18 protein-coding genes and 1 pseudogene are annotated in these 22,988 nt (G+C 52.0%); 7 read left to right on the top strand and 12 right to left on the bottom strand.

All coding sequences use genetic code 11. The features are described 5' to 3' along the window. Positions 1–6: 6 nt before the first annotated feature. Entirely contained in the window at positions 7–1,443 is a 1,437-nt protein-coding gene (gene nrfA / locus FEK50_RS19490; RefSeq protein WP_131161377.1) for an ammonia-forming nitrite reductase cytochrome c552 subunit, read from the bottom strand. Between the two features lie 393 nt (positions 1,444–1,836). On the opposite strand from nrfA, the gene acs reads away from it, so the two are divergent. The 3 genes from acs to actP all read left to right on the top strand — a co-directional run bounded on the left by acs (position 1,837) and on the right by actP (position 6,138). Further along, positions 1,837–3,795, top strand: coding sequence for an acetate--CoA ligase (acs, locus tag FEK50_RS19480; RefSeq protein ID WP_130205834.1), 1,959 nt, complete (start codon positions 1,837–1,839; stop codon positions 3,793–3,795). Positions 3,796–4,177: 382 nt separating this feature from the next. Beyond that, positions 4,178–4,492: a DUF485 domain-containing protein gene (locus tag FEK50_RS19475; RefSeq protein WP_001337746.1), complete on the top strand. Its 315-nt coding sequence runs from the start codon at positions 4,178–4,180 to the stop codon at positions 4,490–4,492. Then, positions 4,489–6,138 (top strand): cation/acetate symporter ActP, encoded by a 1,650-nt coding sequence (actP, locus tag FEK50_RS19470; RefSeq protein ID WP_000832550.1) that lies wholly within the window; start codon positions 4,489–4,491, stop codon positions 6,136–6,138. The genes FEK50_RS19475 and actP overlap by 4 nt, the downstream gene beginning before the upstream one ends. 82 nt (positions 6,139–6,220) lie before the next feature. Here the strand turns inward: actP and FEK50_RS19465 are convergent, their stop codons facing one another. The 3 genes from FEK50_RS19465 to soxR form a co-directional block, all read right to left on the bottom strand. After that, positions 6,221–7,870 carry a Na+/H+ antiporter gene (locus tag FEK50_RS19465; protein ID WP_130205832.1) on the bottom strand — a complete coding sequence of 550 codons (1,650 nt, stop codon included), beginning with the start codon at positions 7,868–7,870 and terminating at the stop codon, positions 6,221–6,223. A 149-nt stretch (positions 7,871–8,019) separates the two neighbouring features. After that, positions 8,020–9,369 (bottom strand): guanine/hypoxanthine transporter GhxP, encoded by a 1,350-nt coding sequence (ghxP, locus tag FEK50_RS19460; RefSeq protein ID WP_130205830.1) that lies wholly within the window; start codon positions 9,367–9,369, stop codon positions 8,020–8,022. Between the two features lie 544 nt (positions 9,370–9,913). Next, on the bottom strand, positions 9,914–10,378 hold the full coding sequence (soxR, locus tag FEK50_RS19455; protein WP_000412432.1) for a redox-sensitive transcriptional activator SoxR: 465 nt from the start codon (positions 10,376–10,378) through the stop codon (positions 9,914–9,916). An 85-nt stretch (positions 10,379–10,463) separates the two neighbouring features. On the opposite strand from soxR, the gene soxS reads away from it, so the two are divergent. Beyond that, on the top strand, positions 10,464–10,787 hold the full coding sequence (gene soxS / locus FEK50_RS19450) for a superoxide response transcriptional regulator SoxS (protein ID WP_000019357.1): 324 nt from the start codon (positions 10,464–10,466) through the stop codon (positions 10,785–10,787). A gap of 2 nt (positions 10,788–10,789) precedes the next feature. Here soxS and FEK50_RS19445 read toward each other — a convergent pair whose 3' ends face one another. Continuing rightward, positions 10,790–12,376: an EAL domain-containing protein gene (locus FEK50_RS19445; RefSeq protein WP_131161378.1), complete on the bottom strand. Its 1,587-nt coding sequence runs from the start codon at positions 12,374–12,376 to the stop codon at positions 10,790–10,792. A 439-nt stretch (positions 12,377–12,815) separates the two neighbouring features. Here FEK50_RS19445 and FEK50_RS19440 point away from each other — a divergent pair, with 439 nt between their 5' ends. Continuing rightward, positions 12,816–13,097: a YjcB family protein gene (locus FEK50_RS19440; RefSeq protein WP_130205826.1), complete on the top strand. Its 282-nt coding sequence runs from the start codon at positions 12,816–12,818 to the stop codon at positions 13,095–13,097. 76 nt (positions 13,098–13,173) lie between these two features. Here FEK50_RS19440 and ssb1 read toward each other — a convergent pair whose 3' ends face one another. After that, a complete protein-coding gene (gene ssb1, locus FEK50_RS19435) occupies positions 13,174–13,710 on the bottom strand; it encodes a single-stranded DNA-binding protein SSB1 (RefSeq protein ID WP_000168309.1) in 537 nt (178 codons plus the stop codon). A 252-nt stretch (positions 13,711–13,962) separates the two neighbouring features. On the opposite strand from ssb1, the gene uvrA reads away from it, so the two are divergent. After that, complete coding sequence (gene uvrA, locus FEK50_RS19425; RefSeq protein WP_130205822.1) at positions 13,963–16,785, top strand: excinuclease ABC subunit UvrA; 2,823 nt, start codon at positions 13,963–13,965, stop codon at positions 16,783–16,785. A gap of 48 nt (positions 16,786–16,833) precedes the next feature. Beyond that, positions 16,834–16,941: pseudogene (locus FEK50_RS24750) on the top strand (hypothetical protein); the annotation flags it as partial. A gap of 51 nt (positions 16,942–16,992) precedes the next feature. Here the strand turns inward: FEK50_RS24750 and FEK50_RS19420 are convergent. The 6 genes from FEK50_RS19420 to dnaB all read right to left on the bottom strand — a co-directional run bounded on the left by FEK50_RS19420 (position 16,993) and on the right by dnaB (position 22,927). Continuing rightward, positions 16,993–17,349 (bottom strand): MmcQ/YjbR family DNA-binding protein, encoded by a 357-nt coding sequence (locus tag FEK50_RS19420; protein ID WP_130205820.1) that lies wholly within the window; start codon positions 17,347–17,349, stop codon positions 16,993–16,995. 3 nt (positions 17,350–17,352) lie between these two features. Further along, complete coding sequence (locus FEK50_RS19415) at positions 17,353–17,769, bottom strand: secondary thiamine-phosphate synthase enzyme YjbQ (protein WP_130205818.1); 417 nt, start codon at positions 17,767–17,769, stop codon at positions 17,353–17,355. A 110-nt stretch (positions 17,770–17,879) separates the two neighbouring features. Further along, the gene (gene aphA, locus FEK50_RS19410; protein WP_130205816.1) at positions 17,880–18,593 is read right to left on the bottom strand and encodes an acid phosphatase AphA; all 714 of its coding nucleotides are present in this window, start codon (positions 18,591–18,593) and stop codon (positions 17,880–17,882) included. A gap of 339 nt (positions 18,594–18,932) precedes the next feature. Next, complete coding sequence (tyrB, locus tag FEK50_RS19400; RefSeq protein WP_131161379.1) at positions 18,933–20,126, bottom strand: aromatic amino acid transaminase; 1,194 nt, start codon at positions 20,124–20,126, stop codon at positions 18,933–18,935. 253 nt (positions 20,127–20,379) lie between these two features. Continuing rightward, the gene (alr, locus tag FEK50_RS19395; protein WP_130218569.1) at positions 20,380–21,459 is read right to left on the bottom strand and encodes an alanine racemase; all 1,080 of its coding nucleotides are present in this window, start codon (positions 21,457–21,459) and stop codon (positions 20,380–20,382) included. A 52-nt stretch (positions 21,460–21,511) separates the two neighbouring features. Further along, positions 21,512–22,927: a replicative DNA helicase gene (gene dnaB / locus FEK50_RS19390; RefSeq protein WP_130205810.1), complete on the bottom strand. Its 1,416-nt coding sequence runs from the start codon at positions 22,925–22,927 to the stop codon at positions 21,512–21,514. Between the last annotated feature and the right edge of the window lie 61 nt (positions 22,928–22,988).

The raw sequence follows: 22,988 nt of genomic DNA, 5'->3' as shown, positions 1-22,988 counted from the left end.
ACGGGGTTATTGGCTTAACAGACCGTTTTTACGTGCCTGATCTTCCCACTGCGGGATCACCGTTTTGATGAAATCCTGTTTCTCGGCTTTGATTTGCTCCATGTTCAGGCCAATTGCCTGCTGGGCTTTCTCTTTGGTCGAGATATCCGGGATCTGGATTTCATGGGTGATGCCTTTGGTCGCCAGCAGGCGCGCCAGTTTGGTGCGCGCATCCGCCGCTTTATCCATCGCAGTACCGAGCATCCGTAGACCTTCTTCCGGTGCGTGCATATGAATACCGTGGGAAGCGATCGCCAGATCCCAACGCCACTGGGCATGACGGATATCGTCCTGAATCGGCTTCATTTCGGCTTCCGTCGCGCCTGCGTCCAGTGCCGCTTTCGCTTCGAAGTGAGCGTGAACCAGTTGATCTTCAACCTTGATTTTCAGGTCGTTAATCGACTGCTTACGTTCCGCGACCACTTTTTGCAAGGCGGCTTTGTCCTGGGTATGGCAGTTCGCACAAGTCTGGGCGAAGTTATCAAACGGATTACCAATTTTATGGTCGGTGTAGAGTTTGCCTTCGGCGTTCTGCACTTTTGGCATATGGCAGTCGATACAGGTCACGTTGTTTTTGCCGTGAATGCCCGCTGTCCAGGTTTCATATTCCGGGTGCTGCGCTTTCAGCATTGGCGTTTTCGACAGGGAGTTAGTCCAGTCAGAGAAGGCAATTTTGTCGTAATACTGCTCCATATTTTCGACTTTCATGCCGTCATCCCACGGGAATTTAACCGCTTTGTTTTTGCCGTCGAAGTAATACTCCACATGGCACTGACCGCAAACCATCGATTGCTGGTCGAAACGTCCAGCTTTCTCAAAAGGTTTGCCAATGGCTTCCATTGCACGCGCCGCATATGGACGGGAAAGGGTTAACTCCGGCTTACCTTTGGCGAACTCTGGTGAGGCGGTGTTATGGCAGTCGGCACAACCTAAGTTGTTGACGATTTCCGGGCCGCCGCGCGCCCATTTACCGTGGAAGTAGCCATCTTCGCCGTCTTTCTGGATCAGGCGCGCCACATCCGGGCTTTTACAACTCCAGCATGCCATCGGTAGCGGACCATCTTCGGCGTTTTTCGGCGCACCGGTACGCAGAGTTTCACGCACATCGGTCACAGCAAAGGCATGTCCACGCGGCTTGTTGTAATCGCGCGAGAAGGGATACCCCGCCCACAGGATCACCAGCCGTGGATCTTCCGCCAGAGCGTCAACACGCTCTGACTGTTCCGAGGTAGCTTTCCAGGAGAGATATTGATCGGGATGCTGCGGGGCAAAGGTTTCATTCTTCGCTTCCTCAGTTACAGGTGTTGCGGGAGCAGCCGTTTGTTCAGCGTGAACAGAAGTGAAAAAGAAAAAAGGAATCAACAAGCTGAAGATACGGCGTGCGTTTATTTTTATCCTTGTCATAGGGGCTTTATCCAAATTTTGCCATTGAGGCAATGGCAGTTTTTATTGTTTTTTCATGACAGTAACCGCACATACACTGTCATGACATTGCTCGCCCCTATGTGTAACAAATAACCACATGCGGAATGTTGTCTTTAATCAATTGTAAGTGCATGTAAAATACCACTTTAGAGTTAGTTGATAATTTCCTCCATTTCAAACACATGCATAACTGCATGTTCCAGAAAGAAAATGCCAACTTTTGTTGGTGTCCTTCAAAAATAATCCTGTCGTTTATTTGCACAATTCTACTTTTGCGTGATCTGCCGCCCAAATACTAAACAAAACTGCCAATACCCCTACATTTAACGCTTATGACACATATTATTAACATCCTACAAGGAGAACAAAAGCATGAGCCAAATACACAAACACACCATTCCTGCCAACATCGCAGACCATTGCCTGATAAACCCTCAGCAGTACGAAGCGATGTACCAACAATCAATTAACGCACCAGATACCTTTTGGGGCGAACAGGGAAAAATTCTCGACTGGATCAAACCGTACCAGAAGGTGAAAAACACCTCCTTTGCCCCCGGTAATGTGTCCATTAAATGGTACGAGGACGGCACGCTGAATCTGGCGGCAAACTGCCTTGACCGCCATCTGCAAGAAAACGGCGATCGTACCGCTATTATCTGGGAAGGCGATGACGCCAGTCAGAGCAAACATATTAGTTATAAAGAGCTGCACCGCGACGTCTGCCGCTTCGCCAATACCCTGCTCGAGCTGGGCATTAAAAAAGGTGATGTGGTGGCGATTTATATGCCGATGGTACCGGAAGCTGCGGTCGCGATGCTGGCCTGCGCCCGCATTGGCGCGGTGCATTCGGTAATTTTCGGCGGCTTCTCGCCGGAAGCCGTTGCCGGACGCATTATCGATTCTAACTCACGGTTGGTGATCACTTCCGATGAAGGTGTGCGCGCCGGGCGTAGTATTCCGCTGAAGAAAAACGTTGATGACGCGCTGAAAAACCCGAACGTCACCAGCATTGAACATGTGGTGGTACTGAAGCGTACTGGCGGAAAAATCGACTGGCAGGAAGGGCGCGACCTGTGGTGGCACGACCTGGTTGAGCAAGCCAGCGATCAGCATCAGGCGGAAGAGATAAACGCCGAAGATCCTCTGTTTATTCTCTACACCTCCGGTTCTACCGGTAAGCCGAAAGGCGTGCTGCACACTACCGGCGGTTATCTGGTGTACGCGGCGCTGACCTTTAAATATGTCTTTGATTATCATCCGGGCGATATCTACTGGTGTACCGCTGATGTGGGCTGGGTTACCGGACACAGTTATTTGCTGTACGGCCCGCTGGCCTGCGGCGCGACCACGCTGATGTTTGAAGGTGTACCGAACTGGCCGACGCCTGCCCGTATGGCGCAGGTGGTGGATAAGCATCAGGTCAATATTCTTTACACCGCGCCAACGGCGATTCGCGCGCTGATGGCGGAAGGCGATAAAGCGATTGAAGGCACCGACCGTTCGTCGCTACGCATTCTCGGTTCCGTGGGCGAGCCAATCAATCCGGAAGCGTGGGAGTGGTACTGGAAGAAGATCGGCAACGAGAAATGCCCAGTGGTCGACACCTGGTGGCAGACCGAAACTGGCGGTTTCATGATTACGCCGCTGCCTGGGGCGACCGAACTGAAAGCCGGTTCTGCAACGCGTCCGTTCTTCGGCGTACAACCGGCGCTGGTGGATAACGAAGGTAATCCACAAGAAGGTGCCGCTGAAGGCAGTCTGGTGATCACCGATTCCTGGCCGGGTCAGGCGCGTACGCTGTTTGGCGATCACGAACGTTTTGAACAGACCTACTTCTCCACCTTCAAAAATATGTATTTCAGCGGCGACGGCGCGCGTCGCGATGAAGATGGCTATTACTGGATCACCGGGCGCGTGGACGACGTGCTGAACGTCTCTGGTCACCGTCTGGGGACGGCGGAGATTGAGTCGGCGTTGGTGGCGCATCCGAAGATTGCCGAAGCCGCCGTGGTGGGTATTCCGCACAATATTAAAGGTCAGGCGATCTACGCCTACGTCACGCTTAATCACGGGGAGGAACCGTCACCAGAACTATACGCAGAAGTCCGCAACTGGGTGCGTAAAGAGATTGGCCCGCTGGCGACGCCAGACGTGCTGCACTGGACCGACTCCCTGCCTAAAACCCGCTCCGGCAAAATTATGCGCCGTATTCTGCGCAAAATTGCGGCGGGCGATACCAGCAACCTGGGCGATACCTCGACGCTTGCCGATCCTGGCGTGGTCGAGAAGCTGCTTGAAGAGAAGCAGGCTATCGCGATGCCATCGTAACCCACAATTGCCCGATGTGAGTCGGTAACGGTTTGTAGGCCTGATAAGACGCGACAGCGGCGCATCAGGCGCTGGTTGCCGGATGCGGCGTAAACGCCTTATCCGGCCTACATTCGGCAACGGCTGTAGGCCTGATAAGACGCGACAGCGACGCATCAGGCGTTGATTGCCGGATGCGGCGTAAACGCCTTATCCGGCCTACATTCGGTAACGGTTTGTAGGCCTGATAAGACGCGACAGCGGCGCATCAGGCACTGGTTGCCGGATGCGGCGTGAACGCCTTATCCGGCCTACATTCGGCAAGGGTTACCCGAGCGTTAACCTTCTCCCATAAGGGAGCGGGAATTAAAACAATCCCTACATTACCTCTGGAGAATCTGTGATGAATGGTACTATTTATCAGCGGATAGAAGACAATGCGCATTTCAGGGAGTTAGTCGAAAAACGGCAACGGTTTGCCACCATCCTGTCGATTATTATGCTGGCAGTTTATATCAGCTTTATTTTACTGATCGCCTTCGCGCCCGGCTGGCTGGGCACCCCGCTGAATCCGAACACCAGCGTCACACGCGGTATTCCCGTTGGCGTTGGGGTCATTGTTATCTCCTTTGTTCTCACTGGTATCTACATCTGGCGGGCGAACGGCGAATTCGACCGTCTAAATAATGAAGTCCTGCATGAGGTACAAGCATCATGAAAAGAGTTCTGACGGCGCTTGCCGCCACACTCCCTTTCGCAGCTAACGCCGCGGATGCTATTAGCGGGGCCGTTGAGCGCCAGCCAACAAACTGGCAGGCGATTATTATGTTCCTGATTTTCGTCGTGTTCACGCTCGGCATTACCTACTGGGCGTCAAAACGCGTACGTTCTCGTAATGACTACTACACCGCAGGCGGCAATATCACTGGCTTCCAGAACGGGCTGGCGATTGCCGGGGACTATATGTCTGCCGCCTCATTTTTGGGGATCTCCGCGCTGGTGTTTACTTCCGGCTATGACGGGCTGATCTACTCGCTGGGCTTCCTGGTGGGCTGGCCAATCATTCTGTTCCTGATTGCTGAACGTCTGCGTAACCTAGGCCGCTATACCTTTGCGGATGTGGCTTCTTACCGCCTGAAACAAGGGCCGATTCGTATTCTTTCGGCTTGTGGTTCTCTGGTGGTGGTAGCACTTTACCTTATCGCCCAGATGGTCGGCGCAGGTAAATTGATTGAACTGCTGTTCGGCCTTAACTATCACATTGCGGTGGTGCTGGTTGGCGTGCTGATGATGATGTACGTCCTGTTCGGCGGCATGCTGGCGACCACCTGGGTGCAGATTATCAAAGCCGTTCTGTTGCTGTTCGGTGCCAGCTTTATGGCCTTTATGGTGATGAAACACGTCGGCTTTAGCTTCAACAATCTGTTCAGCGAAGCGATGGCGGTACACCCAAAAGGTGTCGACATCATGAAACCGGGCGGACTGGTGAAAGATCCGATCTCCGCGCTCTCTCTGGGGCTTGGACTGATGTTTGGTACGGCTGGCTTGCCGCATATTCTGATGCGCTTCTTTACGGTCAGCGATGCACGCGAAGCGCGTAAGAGCGTGTTCTACGCCACCGGATTTATGGGCTACTTCTACATCCTGACCTTTATTATCGGCTTCGGCGCGATCATGCTGGTCGGTGCGAATCCGGAATATAAAGACGCGGCGGGCCATCTGATTGGTGGTAACAACATGGCGGCAGTTCACCTGGCCAATGCGGTGGGCGGCAACCTGTTCCTCGGCTTTATTTCAGCGGTTGCTTTCGCCACTATCCTCGCGGTAGTTGCGGGTCTGACGCTGGCGGGCGCTTCCGCGGTTTCGCATGACCTGTACGCTAACGTCTTCAAAAAAGGCGCAACCGAACGTGAAGAGCTGCGAGTCTCGAAAATCACCGTGCTGATCCTCGGCGTGATTGCCATTATCCTCGGCGTGCTGTTTGAGAATCAGAACATCGCGTTCATGGTGGGCCTGGCGTTTGCCATCGCCGCGAGCTGCAACTTCCCAATCATTCTGCTTTCCATGTACTGGTCGAAGTTGACTACTCGTGGCGCAATGATGGGCGGTTGGTTAGGGCTGATTACTGCGGTAGTACTGATGATCCTCGGCCCAACGATTTGGGTACAGATCCTCGGTCACGAAAAAGCCATCTTCCCGTACGAATACCCGGCGCTGTTCTCCATCTCCGTGGCATTCCTCGGCATCTGGTTCTTCTCGGCAACCGATAATTCAGCGGAAGGGGCGCGCGAGCGTGAACTGTTCCGTGCGCAATTTATCCGTTCCCAGACCGGCTTTGGCGTTGAGCAGGGCCGCGCGCATTAATCTCCACTAGCCTCTGGTCACCTGACCAACGGTAAAAAGGTGCGATGTACTGCACCTTTTTACCGATTACACCGCCAAAGCGTTATTGGTTCTCTTCTATTAACAACGCTTCCAGCAAATCAAGATCGTGTAGCAACTTTTGCAGCGTTTCGTTGCTGATCTCCCGCGTGGCGCGCAGGTGATAAAGTTCCGCACGTTCAGAACGCAACGCCGCCAGACGGAAGCGACGTTCCAGGTTCTCTTCCTGGACAGAACTTTCAACGTCGTTTCGGCCGTCGGCGCGACGACGCAGGTTACCGATGACGCGAGAGCTGACTTCGGTAAGCAGCTGGTTGTCGATATTCTCTTCAGTGTCCGCCGCCAGTCGCTCTTCCATTTTCTGGATCGCCACAATCGCCACTTCTGCCGTTGCCGCGCGCGCAATGCGTTCCTCTTTCAGCTGCTGAGAATGATCTGCGACTTCAATGTGTTGCAGCAGAACAGGCAGCATCACCACGCCAACAAACAGCGAGAAGAGAATGACGCCAGCCGCCAGGAACACCAGCTCATAACGCGCCGGGAAGACGTTGCCATCCGGCAACAGCAGCGGAATAGAGAGCACACCAGCCAGGGTGATAGCCCCGCGAACCCCGGCAAAAGACGCGATAAGAATTTCTCGTGTGGTCCACGAACCAAACTCCATCGGTTTCTTCTTCAGGAAGCGGTTACTGAACTTTTTCATCGTCCACAGCCAGCCGAAACGGACCAGCATGAGCGCTGCGTAAATCAAGATGATGTCGGTAAACAGCATCCAGATTTCGACGTTCGGGTCGATCTCTGCCGCCATCAGCGACGTCTCCAGAATGCCCGGCAGTTGCAGGCCCAACAGCAAGAACACCATGCCGTTAAAGACAAACTCCAGCATCGCCCAGGTGCTGTTCGCACGCAGACGCATCGCCAGCGGCGCACGGCGCATCACGCCTGAACGGGTAATGGTCATCCCGGCAGCAACTGCCGCAAGGATACCGGAAACGCCAATATGTTCGGCAATCAGATAAGAGGCGAACGGCAGCAGGAACAGCAGGACTATCTGTGTCGCAGGTTCATCGCCGCCCCAGCGGCTCAGGAAGCGCAGCGAGCGACCATATAGCCAGCTCACCACAAACCCCGCGAGAATACCGCCGATCGCGACTTTCATAAATTCGACCGTCGCACCGCCAACAGTGAAGATCATCGTTCCCATCGCGACTGCCACGGCAAACTTCAGCGACACCAGGCCGGAGGCGTCATTCATCAACGCTTCGCCCTGCAAAATGCCCATGATTTTTTTCGGTATTCGCCCTTCGCCAACAATCCCGGAGAGCGCCACGGCATCGGTCGGAGAGAGCACCGCCGCCAGCGCAAAGGCCGGAATTAGCGGAATGCCTGGCACCACCCAGTAAATGAGGAAGCCAATGCCGACTACGGTGACTACCACCAGCGCCAGCGCAAGACCGAAGATCTCCCGACCATGTTCGAGAAATTCACGGGTCGGCGTTTTCCAGCCATCAGCAAAGAGCAGCGGCGGAATAAACAAAACTAAAAAGAGTTCAGGATCAAACTCCACATGCAAACCAAACGTCGGCCACGCCAGTAGCGCACCAATGGCGATTTGCATAAGCGGAAGCGGAATCTGAAAGGGCATGACACGAGTGACCACCCCGGACAGCGAAACCACGAGGGTCATTATCAGTATGGTAAAGAAGATTTCCATGCGTTCCCTGTTTGCGATGTTTTATGGTTTGAGAAAGGCGTTATGCCTGAATTCTCAGTTTTTTCAGAATATCGCAAAAGCTCACACAATGTACGGAGAAAATAAAAACGGGCAGCCATTGCCACCCGTTTTCAGAATCTTATTAAAGATTAGATAGCCCAGCCACCCGCGTAGAAGGTCACCAGTGCCGCGGCGATAACAACGGTACCAATGTTCAGCTTACGCCATTCGCCAGAAACCAGACGGCCAATAACCAGGGTCGCGAAACCGATCATAATGCCGGTCACGATGTTACAAGTCAGTACAATGAATACCGCCGTCACCAGCCCCGCCATCGCATCGACAAAATCAGCAAAGTCGATTTTCGCCACGTTACTCAACATCAGCAGGCCAACATACATCAACGCAGGAGCCGTTGCGTAACCTGGAACAAGGTAAGAAAGCGGAGAGAGGAACAGAATCAGCAGGAACAGCACGCCAACGGTGATTGCCGTCAGACCGGTTTTACCACCCGCTGCCGTACCCGCCGCAGACTCGATGTATACCGCGGCCGGAGCCGCCCCCACCAGGCCTGAGAAAACGCTGCTCAGGGAGTCGGTGGTCAGCGCTTTGCCGCCATCAATGATCTGCCCGTCTTTATCCAGCAGGTTCGCCTGACCGGCGACTGCACGGATGGTTCCGGTCGCATCAAAGACCGCCGTCATCACCAGCGCCAGTACGCTCGGCAGTACCACCGGATTCAGCGCGCCCATAATATCCAGGCTACCAATCAGCGAGTTACCATTTTCATCGCTCAGTGACGGCATAGCGAAAACGCCGGAGAAATGAACGTTAGGATCGAAGATCAGGCCCACAATCGAGATACCGATAATGGTCAGCAGAATGCCGCCCGGCACTTTCAGTTTTTCCAGACCGACGATCACCGCCAGACCTACCAGCGACATAATGACCGGGAAGGTGGCGAAATCACCCAGCGCAACCGGCAGACCGTCGAGCGGATTTTTAATGACCAGGCCAACACCATTCGCAGCAATCAGCAGCAGGAACAGGCCGATACCAATCCCCGTACCGTGCGCCACACCGTGTGGCAAGTTGCGCAAAATCCAGCTACGGATACCCGTTGCAGAAATGACTGTAAACAGCACCCCCATCAGGAACACGGCGCCCAGCGCGACCGGAACGCTAATATGCTGCCCCAGCACCAGACTGAATGCAGTAAACGCGGTCAGGGAGATAGCGCAACCGATAGCCAGCGGCAAATTGGCCCACAGCCCCATCGCGATAGAACCAATCCCGGCAACCAGACAGGTCGCAACAAAAACGGCTGCTGGTGGGAAGCCTGCTTTACCCAGCATGCCCGGAACGACGATGACCGAGTAGACCATCGCCAGAAACGTTGTTAACCCGGCAACCACTTCCTGACGGACAGTGCTTCCACGTTGTGAAATTTTAAACCAGGCGTCGAGTGAACCGCCGGTACGCGCTGATGGCGTAGACATAGAAAACATCCCCTGAGAGTTTATTTTTCGTCAAGATGCGTGGCGGACAATCCCCTGCCAGCGAAACGTTATCTTCCTGCTTCAGGTTTGCGACAATGTGGGGCGTCGCAAAAAAGCAAACGTTTAGCTCCGCGCATACAAAACGGGTGGTAAAAAAAAGCAAACGATTATCCGGCGATCATAGCGGCTTTTTCAACCGAAGTTTGCTGCTTTTTTCCCTTTTCTTGTATTGACGATGAAAAACCAGGCAATTGATGCGCAAACGTTATCGTCGATGCGCAAAATTACGGCATTTGTAGGTAGCTTGTAGCGAAGGGTTGCAGTAAAAAATCGTGCAAGATGGCAAAAACATTGCGTCTAAAAAGCGTCTTTTTGCACTGGCGAAGATACGGAGGCGGCATACAATTAAAGTATCAACACCAACCGGAACCTCCACCACGTGCTCGAATGAGGTGTGTTGACGTCGGGGGCAACCCTCCTGTGTACCAGCGGGATAGAGTGAAAGACAAAGACCGGAAACAAACTAAAGCGCCCTTGTGGCGCTTTAGTTTTGCTCGTCTTCCAGCAAACGCGCACCAGTACCTTCTTCCCCTAAGCGGTCGCCCGGGTTACGCAACGGGCAGTCGCTACGCGAAAGGCAGCCGCAGCCAATACAACCGTCCAGTTCATCTCGCAGAGCCACTAAGGTATGAATGCGCCGATCTAATTCTTCTCGCCATTGCGAAGAAAGCTGCTTCCACTCTTTGGCGCTTAATGTATGCCCTTCAGGCAACACACCAAATGCTTCACTAATAGTCGCCAATGGAATGCCAATACGTTGAGCAATCTTGATAATCGCCACATATCGCAGCACATCACGCTTATATCGTCGCTGATTGCCGCTATTTCGAATACTGGTAATCAGCCCTTTGCTCTCATAGAAATGCAGTGCAGATACCGCTACCCCACTGCGTTTCGCCACTTCGCCTGGGGTGAGCAAGGCTTTAATGCGGGGTAATTTCTTTTCCATAAATCGCTTTACCTCAAGTTAACTTGAGGAATTATACTCCCCAACAGATGAATTAACGAACTGAACACTGAAAAGAGGCAGATTTATGTCCCATCAGAAAATTATTCAGGATCTTATCGCATGGATTGACGAGCATATTGACCAGCCACTGAACATTGATGTCGTCGCAAAAAAATCAGGTTATTCAAAGTGGTACTTACAGCGGATGTTCCGCACGGTAACGCATCAGACACTTGGTGATTACATTCGTCAACGCCGCCTGTTACTGGCTGCCGTTGAGTTACGCACCACCGAGCGCCCTATTTTTGATATCGCAATGGATCTTGGGTATGTCTCGCAGCAGACCTTTTCCCGCGTTTTCCGTCGGCAGTTTGATCGCACTCCCAGCGATTATCGCCACCGTATCTAGAATTATTGCCCGCACATTAACTCATGTGCGGGTAATTTCCCTGTCCATTCCATAAACATTTGCGGCGGCATCGCCTTTGCAAAATACCAGCCCTGACAATAACGCACGCCGCGTTTGCGCAGCCAATTAACCTGTTCTGACGTTTCTACCCCTTCCGCTATCGTTTTTAGCCCCAGACTGTGCGCCAGTTCAATGATGTGTTCCGCAATCAAATGGCTGGTTTTGTGCGTGGTCAGCGTCTCAACAAACGATTTATCGATTTTCAAAATATCGATATTCAATGAATTAAGGTTGTGTAAGTTGGAGTAGCCAATACCGAAGTCATCAATCGCAACTTCATAACCGGCCTGACGGAAAGCATGAATAATCGGCGTCATTTTGGTGACATCAAGAAACGCATGTTCAGTAACTTCAAATTTAATTTGCTGCGGACGCACCGCGTATTGCTCTATTTTCTGATTGGTTCGCGCAATTAAACGCGATGTATGAAAGTCGGAGGCCGACAGGTTAATAGAAACATAGCGATCGGCATGTGTTGCCAGATACGCCCCCAGATCGCTGAATACATTATCAATAACATAATCAGTGACTAACTCAATCATCCCCTCTTTTTCCGCCAATGGGATAAACTCTGCCGGACTCATCACTTGCCCCTGACCACCTGGCCAACGTAGCAATGCTTCAGCGCCAATACATTTTTCTGTTTTGATATCGATAATTGGCTGGTAATAAAGACAAAGCTGTCTTTTTTCGAGGGCGCGTTGCAATTTGCGTTTGGGTGACTGGTACTCCTGGCTAATCCGCAACCAGAGTAACAGGAGTACCAGACTGCAAAAAATACCTGCGGGCAAAGCAAAAATAAGATGATTATAAAAATGAGCGATAAGACGTTTATTTGAAGTGGCAACAATGGCCGCTATTGGGCGTTTTGTCGAATGTACCATTGCATACAAATGACCATTTCGTTGCACCGTTAAATCATTCAGATGAATTAACGGAGTAAACGTTTCAGCCGAGGCCTGGTTGCTTAACGAAAAAAAGGTTTTCGTCACCGTATCATACACGCCCCATTGTAGCGTCGGATCGTCAGATATCACCTCACTCCAGAATAAAGGATTGATGACCGCCACATAATTACCCCGCTGCATATAAGTCATTTTATAACCGGAGAAAAAAGGGGTATCGCGATAATAATAGATAGAAATGTCAGGGTCACGCTTATAATCCGCGGGGGCGATCATATATCCGTCAGCAGGGGCGATAAGTGAAGAACATAAAAAATGGTTATCCTGGGCATATATCAGTTCATTGATATAAAGATAGCCACGAATAATATTCAACATTCGCTTTTGATGATCCGGTGTACAAACTTGCCCCTGATAGCGTTTCGCTTCATCGCTCGCTGAATCTGCCTGTTGAATGACCAGCTCGGATTTATCCAGCGCCAGTTGGGCAAAGACACGAAGCTGATTGTTCACTTCTGATTTTGCCCAAATGAAGGCAATCCATAGTGACAGGATGATGGGGAGGAGTGCTACAAAGATAATGCCCGGCAACGCCAGCAATTTGTGTCGTGCACGATGACTCATTTCTATCAATTCCCTGTCTGGTTATAGCTGATCATTGCAAGGTGAAAACCCTGGCCACCGACGACGTTAGATAAATCTTACGGTATAAATAGCACTTTTGCCTGATTTGAAATTGATACCTTTATAATCGTTGTTTTATTAAAAATAACACGCTGATATCAAAAAGAATTTACTAAAAAATACGGGTCAGTCAGGAAGATACGATATTTTGTATTTCCGCGACGCCACTGAAAAACCACAAAATAAGCATGCTAATAAAAATAGCGACTCTATCTGGCTAACAAACAACCAATTGTGATATAGTTCACAAAAATAATGAAACGCACTAATTGTTTCATTTTGGTATTTTGCAAGCCCCATGATAGCCAGAGTGCATCACGCCTCCCGTGAACAACACCGTGCTGTCCAGGGCATCGGTTATTTTCAGAGGAAATGTTCGATGGCTACCCTCACCACTGGCGTGGTTCTTCTTCGCTGGCAGCTTCTTAGCGCCGTACTGATGTTTCTGGCAAGTACGCTCAACATCCGTTTTCGTCGGTCTGATTACATAGGACTCGCGGTGATCAGTAGTGGCCTGGGCGTTGTTTCCGCCTGCTGGTTCGCGATGGGACTGCTCGGAATCACCATGATGGATATTGCCGCAATCTGGCACAATATTGAGTCGGTAATGGTCGAAGCCACAAATCAGGCACCACCACAATGGCCGATGATTTTGGTGTGATATGCAGAAGCCTCCATTATGGAGGCTTCTTTTTTTATCCCTGGCAGATGCGCTAATCACCTACCTTAAAACAAAATCAGAATGGGATATCGTCATCGAAATCCATCGGCGGCTCGTTAGACGGCGCTGCCGGAGCGGACTGCTGCGGGCGAGACTGTGCGCCGCCGCTGAACTGATTGCCACCCTGCGGCTGCTGAGGCTGACCCCAACCGCCCTGCGGCTGACCGCCACCGACGTTACCGCCAGCCGGAGCGCCACCGCCCTGACGACCACCCAGCATCTGCATGGTGCCGCCAACGTTCACCACCACTTCCGTGGTGTAGCGATCCTGACCGGATTGATCGGTCCATTTGCGGGTACGCAGCTGACCTTCGATATAAACCTGTGAACCTTTGCGCAGATATTCGCTGGCCACTTCAGCCAGTTTGCCGAACAGCACAACGCGGTGCCATTCAGTCTGCTCTTTCATCTCGCCGGTCGCTTTATCACGCCAGGATTCGGAAGTAGCCAGCGTAATGTTGGCAACTGCGCCACCATTTGGCATATAGCGTACTTCCGGGTCCTGACCCAGATTACCAACGAGAATAACCTTGTTTACGCCTCTGCTGGCCATGTTCATGTCTCCTGAAAAAAAACGTTCTAATAAGTGTAAACGCGCGATTGTAGCATTACCAATAGCGGTTTTACTATGTTGTGACCTCGGTTCCGCTAAACAATTCTGGTCAAACATTGTTACATCGCGCTCTGGGTTTCACATTCCAACACTGTATATTCATTCAGGTCATTCTGTGTCATAATTAACCGTTTGTGATCGCCGGTAGCACCATGCCACCGGGCAAAAAAGCGTTTAATCCGGGAAAGGTGAATGGATAAGATCGAAGTTCGGGGCGCCCGCACCCATAATCTAAAAAACATCAACCTCGTTATCCCCCGCGACAAACTCATTGTCGTGACCGGGCTTTCGGGTTCTGGCAAATCCTCGCTCGCTTTCGACACCTTATATGCCGAAGGGCAGCGTCGTTACGTTGAATCCCTTTCCGCCTATGCGCGGCAGTTTCTGTCACTGATGGAAAAGCCGGACGTCGACCATATTGAGGGGCTTTCACCCGCCATCTCAATTGAACAGAAATCGACGTCTCATAACCCGCGCTCTACGGTGGGGACAATCACCGAAATCCACGACTATTTGCGTCTGCTGTACGCTCGCGTCGGTGAGCCGCGCTGCCCGGACCACGATGTTCCGCTGGCGGCGCAAACTGTCAGCCAGATGGTGGATAACGTGCTGTCGCAGCCGGAAGGTAAACGTCTGATGCTGCTGGCGCCGATTATTAAAGAGCGCAAAGGCGAACACACGAAAACGCTGGAGAATCTGGCAAGTCAAGGCTACATCCGTGCGCGCATAGATGGCGAAGTCTGCGATCTTTCCGATCCACCGAAACTGGAACTGCAAAAGAAACACACCATTGAAGTGGTTATTGATCGTTTCAAAGTGCGCGACGATCTCACCCAACGTCTGGCTGAGTCGTTTGAAACGGCGCTGGAGCTTTCTGGCGGTACAGCGGTCGTCGCTGATATGGACGATCCAAAAGCGGAAGAGCTGCTATTTTCCGCCAACTTCGCCTGTCCGATTTGCGGCTACAGTATGCGTGAACTGGAACCACGTCTGTTTTCGTTTAACAACCCGGCGGGGGCCTGCCCGACCTGTGACGGCCTCGGCGTACAGCAATATTTCGATCCTGACCGCGTGATCCAGAATCCGGAACTGTCGCTGGCTGGCGGTGCGATCCGTGGCTGGGATCGCCGCAACTTCTATTACTTCCAGATGCTGAAATCGCTGGCAGATCACTATAAGTTCGACGTCGAAGCGCCGTGGGGCAGCCTGAGCGCGAACGTGCATAAAGTGGTGCTTTACGGTTCTGGCAAAGAAAACATCGAATTCAAATACATGAACGATCGTGGCGATACCTCCATTCGTCGTCATCCGTTCGAAGGCGTGCTGCATAATATGGAACGCCGTTATAAAGAGACGGAATCCAGCGCGGTACGCGAAGAGTTAGCCAAGTTTATCAGCAATCGCCCGTGTACCAGCTGCGACGGAACACGTCTGCGTCGGGAAGCACGCCACGTGTATGTCGAGAATACGCCGCTGCCTGCTATCTCCGACATGAGCATTGGTCATGCGATGGAGTTTTTCAACAATCTCAAACTCGCTGGTCAGCGGGCGAAGATTGCAGAAAAAATCCTCAAAGAGATTGGCGATCGTCTGAAATTCCTCGTTAACGTCGGTCTGAACTATCTGACACTTTCCCGCTCGGCAGAAACGCTTTCCGGCGGTGAAGCCCAGCGTATCCGTCTGGCGAGCCAGATTGGCGCGGGGCTGGTTGGCGTGATGTATGTACTGGATGAGCCGTCTATCGGCCTGCACCAGCGCGATAACGAACGCCTGCTGGGTACGCTTATCCACCTGCGCGATCTCGGTAATACCGTGATTGTGGTGGAGCACGACGAAGACGCGATTCGCGCCGCTGACCACGTTATCGACATTGGTCCAGGCGCGGGTGTACACGGCGGTGAAGTGGTCGCGGAAGGTCCACTGGAAGCGATTATGGCCGTGCCGGAGTCGTTGACCGGGCAGTACATGAGCGGTAAACGCAAGATTGAAGTGCCGAAGAAACGCGTTCCGGCGGATCCGGAAAAAGTGTTGAAGCTGACAGGCGCGCGTGGCAACAACCTGAAAGACGTAACGCTGACGCTGCCGGTCGGTCTGTTTACCTGCATTACAGGTGTTTCAGGTTCTGGTAAATCGACGCTGATTAACGACACGCTGTTCCCGATTGCCCAACGCCAGTTGAACGGCGCGACCATCGCCGAACCGGCACCGTATCGAGATATTCAGGGACTTGAGCATTTCGATAAAGTCATCGATATCGACCAAAGCCCGATTGGTCGTACTCCGCGTTCTAACCCGGCGACCTATACTGGCGTGTTTACGCCTGTGCGCGAACTGTTTGCGGGCGTACCGGAATCTCGTGCGCGCGGCTATACGCCGGGGCGTTTCAGCTTTAACGTCCGTGGCGGACGCTGCGAAGCCTGTCAGGGCGATGGCGTAATCAAAGTGGAGATGCACTTCCTGCCGGATATTTACGTACCGTGCGACCAGTGCAAAGGTAAACGCTATAACCGTGAAACGCTGGAGATTAAGTACAAAGGCAAAACCATCCACGAAGTGTTGGATATGACCATCGAAGAGGCGCGAGAGTTCTTCGATGCCGTACCTGCACTGGCGCGTAAGCTGCAAACGCTAATGGATGTTGGCCTGACGTACATTCGCCTGGGGCAGTCCGCAACCACGCTTTCCGGCGGTGAAGCCCAGCGTGTGAAGCTGGCGCGTGAGCTGTCAAAACGCGGCACCGGGCAGACGCTGTATATTCTCGACGAGCCGACTACCGGCCTGCACTTCGCCGATATTCAGCAACTGCTCGACGTGCTGCATAAACTGCGCGATCAGGGCAACACCATTGTGGTGATTGAGCACAATCTCGACGTAATCAAAACCGCAGACTGGATTGTCGACCTGGGGCCGGAAGGTGGTAGCGGCGGCGGCGAGATCCTCGTCTCCGGTACGCCAGAAACCGTCGCGGAGTGTGAAGCATCACACACGGCACGCTTCCTCAAGCCGATGCTGTAATCGTTAAGGCCGCTTTCTGAGCGGCCTCAGATTATTGACAAAGTGCGCTTTGTTCTTGCCGGATGCGGTGTGAACGCCTTATCCGGCCTACAAAAACATGCAATTTCAATATATTGCATGGGTTACGTAGGCCTGATAAGCGTAGCGCATCAGGCAATTTTGCGTTTGTCATCATTCTCAGGCCGCTTGCTGAACGGTCTTTTCCTTTCAGAATTGCACCAGCAATTTACGTTTTTCTTCCGGCAGCAAATTCACCGCCTGCTGATACGACGCATCGACCAGATAATAGATTTGCGAATCCGGCAACGAGCCGTCGAGATATACGGTGCTCCAGTGCGCTTTGTTCAGATGCCGACTGGGACGAACATCGCTATGCTGCTGTCGCAAAAGCTCGGCCAGCGCAGGGCTGGTTTTCAGCGAAACCGCTGGGCGATTTTCCACTTCTTTCACCATCGCAAACAGCACATCTTCCACTTTGATTTGCGTTGCTTTCCAGTCACTATGCACACTCTGTTCTGCGCCTGGTTTTGCCATGCAATATTGTAGCAACTCCGAAATGGTCATTTTTTACTCCCCTTGTAGTGTCGCGATAATGCGACGCGAACCGCCGTGGATGCGATGTTCCCCAAGCCATATTCCCTGCCAGGTGCCGGTCTGAATACGCCCCTGATGCACTGGCAATACGAGCGATACCCCCAGCATCGAGGATTTGATATGAGAAGGCATATCGTCTGCCCCTTCATAGTCATGCTCATAGTTTCCGTTGTCGGGAACGGTGCGGAGGAAAAAACGCTCCATGTCATAGCGTACTGTGGGGTCGCAATTCTCATTAAGTGTCAGAGAGGCGGAAGTGTGTTGCAGCAACAGGTGCAGTAAACCGACATTAACACGCGGCATATCAGCTAGTTGAGTCAGGATTTCATCCGTTACCAAATGAAACCCACGAGATTTAGCGCTAAGCGTGAGCGTCTTTTGAAACCACATGTGCTGCTCCTTGATAAAACTCTCTTAATCAGTTTGCAGCAAGACAGCGAAAGGATAAAGGTGCGATTAAAAAAACAGCATTCGGGAGAGTCAGGCGCTCTCCCGACTTATCAGTATTCTGAATTGATGATCACCTCTTCATCGAATGCACCCGCTTGTGGCAAGGGTTTGTAGGTGGAGTTGGAGGCTCGCAGAATGCGGATGCCACGGATGCCAACATCACGTGCAGCGGTAATATCGTTATCGGAATCACCATAAAAAATTCGGATATTTTTATCCTGTAGCCACTGCGTTTTTGTATTTTGTCCTGCTTTATCGCCCGCAAAAATCACCGGGTTCATACTGGTTGCAGGAATGTGAAAGTCATCAGCCAGCGTTTTTGACACTGTTTCAGTTTTCGTAGGGCTACGACCTGTCACAAAGAAAATGGTGTCGCCACGGCGGACATGCATATCAATCAGCTGACGCGCGACCTCTTTTGGAATACTAAATTCATCCCAACCGTTGTTCATCTTTTCCCAGAATGCTGGGTTTTTTAGATAATCTTCGCTTTCTGGCGAGAACGTTTTTTTGCCGCGCCAGAATCCAGGGCTGGAAAACAGAACAGTGTCATCAATATCAAACCCAACAGCCATCTGTGGGCGTCCTGCCAGACTGTTTTCAATTTGGGCGACTGAAACCCAATGAATTGGCGCCTGTTCAGCGAGTTTGGCTACGTTAGTACCCGGATTAAGCGGTGAAGGTGATGAGGCCAGGGCAACAGCGGAACTGTTTAGAGCGAACAATAAGCAAACGGCACTCAATGCCTGTGTGATCTTGCGCATATTTTTCCCTAAATAGTCAGTAAGTTAAAACTTTTTATTGTGAGATTTGTTGAAAAAACCATCTGACCATAACGCCAGCAGCGGGGGAAAGGAAGGATTATCTGCGGTTTTGTTAGAGAAAGGGAGCAGGATCACATGAGAGAAGTTCGTGTTTTTTAATAGCTTAATGTCTATCCGTGGAGTAGGTATATCCATTTAGTCCGTGGTTAATATCGCTTACCAGAAGTGAGCGGCTTTATATGAGGGGCAGAATATTTCTTTCTCTCTATTCTCAATGATACTAATTATATCAACAAGTTAAAATTGAGCAGGCGGCTGTTCAACCACCTGCTAACGACATTACATCACGGCTGCAAACGCCTTCGCCACGCGATGCACATTTTGCGCATTAAGTCCGGCAACACACATGCGGCCGCTGGCAATCAGGTAAACACCAAACTCGTCACGCAGTCGGTCAACCTGAGCAGCGCTTAAACCGGTATAGCTGAACATGCCGCGCTGCTTAAGCAGATAATCAAAATTGCGTTCTGGCATCTCTTTACTCAATACCTTCACCAGTTCCTGACGCATCGCCAGAATACGGGTACGCATTTCTTCCACTTCTGCCAGCCAGCTAGCTTTTAACGCCGCATCATTCAGCACCGTAGCCACCACCTGCGCACCAAAATTCGGCGGGCTGGAGTAGTTACGGCGAACAGTTGCTTTCAACTGCCCCAGTACGCGGCCTGCGGCTTCGGCATCTTCACACACCACAGAAAGACCGCCAACACGCTCGCCGTAAAGGGAGAAAATTTTTGAGAATGAATTGCTCACCAGAGCAGGTAATCCGGCGCTGGCGATCGCGCGAATGGCATAGGCATCTTCTTCCATACCGGCACCAAATCCTTGATAGGCAATATCGAGGAATGGGATAAGCTCGCGTGCTTTGAGAATTTCAATCACCGCATCCCACTGGTCGTTGGTGAGATCTGCGCCCGTTGGGTTATGACAACAAGGATGCAGCAGCACAATGCTGCGGGCAGGTAATGTTTTCAGCGTCGCCAACAGGTCATTAAAACGCACGCCGTTAGTCGCTTCGTCATACCAGGGGTAAGTATTCACTTCGAATCCAGCCCCCGCGAATATTGCCACATGGTTTTCCCAGGTAGGATCGCTGACCCAGACGCCTGATTCCGGGAAGTAGCGTTTCAGGAAGTCAGCGCCTACTTTTAATGCCCCCGAACCACCGAGCGTCTGAATGGTCGCCACACGCTGTTGTTGTAACACCGGATGGTCAGAGCCAAACAGCAGCGGCGAAATGGCATGGCGATAGCTGTTCAGCCCTTCCATCGGTAAATAAAGCGAAGCGCCATGAGGTTGTGCATTCAGACGCGCTTCCGCTTCCGCGACAGCTTTTAGTTGCGGAATAATCCCGTCTTCGTTGTAGTACAGACCGATACTCAAATTCACTTTGTCGCTGCGAGTGTCTTCTTTAAAACGCTCCATAAGCGAAAGAATCGGGTCGCCAGCATAGGCGTCAACTTTTTGAAACACGCGATGGTTCTCCAGGTTTACGGGCAGGTGGTTAAAACACAATAAACCGGAAGATGGCGAAGATCGAGAGGATGTTCAGCGACGAACGGCAATTAACCAGAGGGTAAGACTGATGACAAACGCAAAACCACCAGATGCATGACGTTTATCAGGCCTATGCGAGAATATCAATTTATTGAATTTACAAGATATTACGTGCCGGATAAGGCATTCACGCCGCATCCGGCACAGACAATCAACTATTACAGAACGATTAATCCACGTATTTCATCGCGACCCTTGACGTCAGGCGCGTGATAAGTTCGTAAGCACTCACTTTTGTTATTTCTGCGATACGCTCTACGGGCAAACCTTCACCCCATAAAATGACCTGGTCCCCGGCTTTATCCTGCGCCTGTGGACCTAAATCTACGCAGATCATATCCATCGCCACGCGACCAACAATCGGCACTTCACGACCATTAACCAGCACTGGCGTACCGGACGGCGCGGCGCGCGGGTAGCCATCGCCATAGCCCATCGCCACCACGCCAAGGCGAGTATCGCGCTCGCTAATCCAGGTGCCGCCATAGCCTACCGGTTCACCCGCTTTATGCTCACGCACGGCAATCAGGCTGGAGGTCAGTGACATCACAGGCTGGCAACCGAAATCAGCACCGGTGGAGCCATCTTCCAGCGGTGACACGCCGTAAAGAATGATGCCCGGGCGCACCCAATCAAAATGCGACTGCGGCCATAACAAAATTCCGCCCGATGCGGCGATTGAACGCTTGCCGGGTTTGCCTTCGCAAAAGGTATTGAAGATATCGAGTTGTTTCTCAGTCGCGCCGCATTTTGGCTCATCAGCGCGAGCAAAGTGGCTGACAATATTCACCGGCTGACGGACGTTTTTACATTGCGTAAGACGTTGATAAAACGCCTCAGCTTGTTCCGGTAAAACGCCCAGTCGATGCATACCGGTGTCGAGTTTCATCCAGACGGTAACTGGCTCCTCCAGACTGGCCTCTTCCAGAGCAGCAAGCTGTTCTTCGTTATGCACGGCAGTATGCAGATGTTCAGCGGAAATCGTCGGCAGATCGTCTGCTTCAAAAAAGCCTTCCAGTAACAATATAGGTTGCGTGATGCCCCCTGCTCTAAGCCGCAGGGCTTCTTCGAGACGGGCTACGCCAAAGGCGTCGGCATCAGGAAGCGTTCGCGCGGTTTCAAGAAGACCGTGACCATAAGCGTTCGCTTTCACCACCGCAACCAGTTTACTGGCGGGGGCCAGTTCACGCAGACGTTGCAAGTTGTGTCGCAGAGCGCGGCGGTTAATCACTACAGTTGCCGCTTGCATTTGTATTCCTTGATAAGTGTTTGCTTTAATTACCTAATACATAAAATAATTATTATTCGTCATCGTACTGCGGCCCCGCGTAGTTGTCGAAGCGCGACCATTGACCGTTAAAGGTCAGGCGTACCGTCCCGATTGGGCCGTTACGTTGTTTACCGATAATAATTTCCGCGATGCCTTTCAAATCACTGTTCTCGTGATAAACCTCATCACGATAGATAAACATGATCAAGTCCGCATCCTGCTCGATGGAGCCGGATTCACGCAAGTCGGAGTTGACCGGACGTTTGTCGGCACGTTGTTCCAGAGAACGGTTCAACTGGGACAGGGCCACCACCGGCACATTCAGTTCCTTTGCCAGCGCCTTCAGCGAGCGGGAGATTTCCGCAATTTCCAGCGTACGGTTGTCGGAAAGTGACGGCACACGCATCAGCTGCAGGTAGTCGATCATGATAAGCCCGATGCCGCCGTGCTCACGGGCAATACGACGCGCGCGCGAGCGCACTTCCGTTGGCGTCAGACCGGAGGAGTCATCAATATAGATGTTACGTTTCTCGAGCAAAATGCCCATCGTGCCAGAAATACGCGCCCAGTCTTCATCATCCAGTTGCCCGGTACGGATTTTGGTCTGGTCAACGCGCGACAGCGATGCCAGAGAACGCATCATAATCTGTTCCGATGGCATCTCCAGCGAGAAGATAAGTACCGGTTTATCCTGCAACATCGCCGCATTTTCGACGAGGTTCATCGCAAATGTCGTTTTACCCATCGACGGACGCGCCGCGACGATAATCAAGTCCGACGGCTGCAAACCGGCGGTTTTTTTGTTGAGATCGTCATAGCCGGTGTTTACGCCAGTAACGCCATCATGCGGCTGCTGGAACAGTTGCTCAATACGCGCCACGGTAGCGTCGAGCACATCGGCGATGTTCTTCGGCCCTTCGTCTTTATTGGCGCGACTTTCGGCAATTTTAAAGACGCGGGATTCAGCAAGGTCCAGCAAGTCTTCACTGGTGCGCCCTTGCGGATCAAAACCAGCTTCGGCAATCTCGTTAGCAACTGAGATCATCTCACGGACAACAGCACGTTCCCGCACGATGTCAGCATAAGCGCTGATGTTCGCCGCACTTGGCGTATTTTTTGACAGCTCTGCCAGATAAGCGAAACCACCGACGCTATCAAGTTGCCCCTGGCGCTCCAGCGATTCCGCCAGTGTTATCAGGTCTATCGGGCTACCACCTTCCTGCAAACGCGCCATTTCGGTAAAGATATGGCGGTGCGGACGGGTGTAGAAATCGTCTGCCACTACACGCTCGGCCACATCGTCCCAGCGTTCGTTATCCAGCATTAAACCGCCCAACACCGACTGCTCCGCTTCGATCGAGTGCGGAGGCACTTTCAGCCCGGCAACTTGTGGATCGCGTTCGCGAAGCTCAGCCTGCTGTTTGTTGAAGGGTTTATTTCCAGCCATAGTGAATGGAGTTACCTGCTGTTAAAAAGGGATAGAGAGTATAGCGAGAAACAGTTTCTCG

It is taken from the genome of Escherichia sp. E2586, assembly GCF_005781105.1.
Classification (GTDB): domain Bacteria; phylum Pseudomonadota; class Gammaproteobacteria; order Enterobacterales; family Enterobacteriaceae; genus Escherichia.
This window is presented reverse-complemented; position numbering and strand designations above follow the sequence as displayed.